We start from the raw sequence: 2969 nt of genomic DNA on the forward strand, positions 1-2969 counted from the left end.
CCCCGACACCACCCACTGGACGAGGGACGAGGAGAGTGGGTGGTGTCGGGGAGGTGAGGTGCCACAGCCGCAGAAACAAGCGGGGCGGGTGTAACAACGGAAGTTATAGGTGGTGTTACACCTCGTGTTACACCCCTAGGGGTGCTAGCCGGACTAGTCGGGCTAGCCGTTCTAGGGGCGCTAGACCGGCTAGCGACGTGCCGGAGCAAGCTATGCACTTATGTGCCATAAGTCGGCCTGAGCAGACTCCGCAGGGCGGAGGCGTTGCACTGTGCGAGGGGAAGAACGGACTGCCGCCCTCCGCTTCGCTCCGGTTGCCCGGAAGGGACTGGGGCACCCTCTCGACGTGCTCGGGAAGGTGTGTGCCATGGGTGTGCTGCACCCGGGGCGCAGGTGGTCCCGGCAGTGGTCACCCCAGGGCCGGGGAAGGTGTGAGAGAGCAGCTTGTCGGGGAAACATCTGATTAGGTTCGCGTCCCACTTTGAACATGCGGGAGGTTCGTGCGAGGGTGTGCCCATGACGCTGACGACGCGAGACGCCCAGACGTGGGAGCAGATGTGGCTGCCGCTATGGCCGCTCGCGTCGGATGACCTGCGCGCCGGGATCTACCGCACCGCACGCAAGGACGCACGCGGACGCCGGTACATCGAGGCCAACCCGCAGGCGCTCTCGAACCTGCTGGTGGTGGACGTCGATCACGAGGACGCGCTCATGCGCGCGCTCTGGGACCGCCACGACTGGCTCCCCAACGCGGTGGTGGAGAACCCGGCCAACGGGCACGCACACGCGGTCTGGGCGCTGGCCGAGCCGGTCACGCGCACCGAGTACGCCCACCGCAAGCCCCTGGCGTTCGCCGCGGCCGTCACCGAAGGCCTACGCCGCTCCGTGGACGGAGACGCCGCCTACAGCGGCCTGATCACCAAGAACCCCGAGCACGGCTCCTGGCACACCTCCTGGACCTCTGACCGGCTCTACAGCCTCGGAGAACTGGCCAGCCGGCTCGAAGAAGCCGGCCACATGCCAGCGCCCTCCTGGCGACGCTCACGACGCCGCGCGCCGGTCGGCCTAGGCCGCAACTGCGCGATCTTCGAAACAGCCCGCCACTGGGCCTACCGCGAGGCCAAACGCATTCGCCAGCGCCACGAGCACGCCACCGCCGAAGACAGCCGCGACTACTACGCCGCCGTGCTCGCCCACGTGCACGAGCTCAACGCCGCCTTCTCCGAACCGCTCCCGGCCAACGAGGCCCGCGACATCGCCGCCAGCATCCACCGATGGGTCACCACGCGCTTCTACGGCTGGACAGACGCCCGCACCGTCCAGCAGGCGTCCCTGTCCACGCTCCAAGCCTTCAGAGGCCGCCAGAGCGGAGCGAAGCGACGCAACGCCGTTGAGGAGCGTGCCCGTTTGATCCTGGAGGAGAACGCATGAGCACCGGCCCCACACGCGCCAAGCGCAAGCAGTCCGCCCGCGAACTAGCCGAGCGATTCGGAGTCTCGCCGCGCACCATCCGCCGCACCGTCGCCCAGGAGCGCGCGGACTACTTGGCGGACGCCGCCGCGCGCCATGAACGCATCCGCGCCCTGCGCGCGGAAGGGCTCTCCATGCGCGCCATTGCCGCCAAGGAGGGCGTCACCGTCGGAACGGTGCACTACGCGATCCACAAGGACGATTGAGAAGAGGGCTGGACATGGCGCTTCGGAAGAAATCTCGGGCAGCTCTTGAAGCCCAGTTGAGGGAGATCGAAGACAGACTGAGCCGTCATCCGCTTGCCTCAACCCGAGTCAGGGAGGCGCACGCACTCATCGACGCTCATCCAGGGGAAGACCCAGGACGCACCTCCCGCAAGTTGGCCGAGAAGGGCCTGCCCGCGCTCGATGAGCTTGGCGCTCTCCAGCTCAAGAGTTCGATCTCGTGGTGGCGGCTGAACAGGTCGAAGAGGAAGGTCACGAAGAAGTTGGCCAGCTTGTAAAGAACCCGCAAGCAACCCAACGCGTCAAAACGGACGCCTCCAACGACTTCTGGCCCCCTGCGCCTGCACCCCAGCACAGTGCAACGAATCCCGGCCTGACTAGGCCGAAAGCGACTTAGCATAGCTAAGTATCTAGCTTGCTCCGGCGCTGACGGTCCGCCCCACACCTGAACGCATCCGCGCCATACGCGCCAACGCTAAAGGTGAAGGCATACGCGTTCAGGCGGCGCACTGCGCAGAGCGCAAGCAGACCCAGCCATTCGGGCTTTAGAGGTCCTCCCACTTCTTCGGGGGATTCACCCAGCCCTTCTCCATGCGGGCTTCTGCAGCCATGTCTCGAGTCATCTGCTTGGTCTTCCCCCATGCCGCCTGAACCTCAGCCGCACTCATGCCCGGCTTCCAGACCTTCACCCACACTGCTTCAGCGGCGAAGACGAGGAACATAGCGACAGCGCCGCACACGGCAACCCCCGCAGAGACAAACCAGCCGACGATTCCTCCCACGAGCGGGGGAACCACGAAGCTCCACACGGCATAGCCCCAGCCGCCCGGGGAAGGGTGGGCCGCTGCGACCACGAAAGGCCGCTCACCACAGGCGACCAAGATCGAACTGACCACCACAGCGGTCACAGCAAGCTCCAGCGAAGCCCACCCGCCGAGAGGACTGGCCAGGGCCTGGCTGAACAACCACCACAGCAGCCACACCCCCGGCATGAGGGCAAGACCCGTGCTCAGGTGACCCGTTATCGCCCAGGGAAGCGAGATGACTTCCGGGGAACCGCCCCCACCCGACACCTCGTCCGATTTCGTTCGCTGGCGCTTCATCACTTCTCCCTCGACACCTCGGCCACGTTCTCAGCCACACGCAAGCACCCTGCACAGTGCAACGACTCCCGGCATGACTAGGCCGCGAGCCACTTAGCACGGCTATGTGTATAGCTTGCTCCGGCTCTGCGCCCCTGCACGCCCTCCTGCGCCCCTGCACGCCCTCCTCCCG

Annotated in this window: 3 protein-coding genes; 2 read left to right on the plus strand and 1 reads right to left on the minus strand. The window is 66.2% G+C overall.

Features of this window, described 5'->3' with window-relative positions:
* Positions 1-516: 516 nt before the first annotated feature.
* A complete protein-coding gene (locus tag CH306_RS28715) occupies positions 517-1431 on the plus strand; it encodes a replication initiation protein (RefSeq protein WP_218829699.1) in 915 nt (304 codons plus the stop codon).
* A complete protein-coding gene (locus CH306_RS28720; protein WP_041104739.1) occupies positions 1428-1676 on the plus strand; it encodes an HTH domain-containing protein in 249 nt (82 codons plus the stop codon). Before CH306_RS28715 ends, CH306_RS28720 begins: the two co-directional genes overlap by 4 nt.
* A gap of 563 nt (positions 1677-2239) precedes the next feature.
* Here the strand turns inward: CH306_RS28720 and CH306_RS28730 are convergent.
* Positions 2240-2797, minus strand: a complete 558-nt coding sequence (locus CH306_RS28730; RefSeq protein ID WP_094648531.1) for a hypothetical protein — start codon at positions 2795-2797, stop codon at positions 2240-2242.
* Between the last annotated feature and the right edge of the window lie 172 nt (positions 2798-2969).

Origin of the sequence: Rhodococcus sp. 15-725-2-2b (assembly GCF_002259075.1) — a bacterium.
GTDB lineage: Bacteria > Actinomycetota > Actinomycetes > Mycobacteriales > Mycobacteriaceae > Rhodococcoides.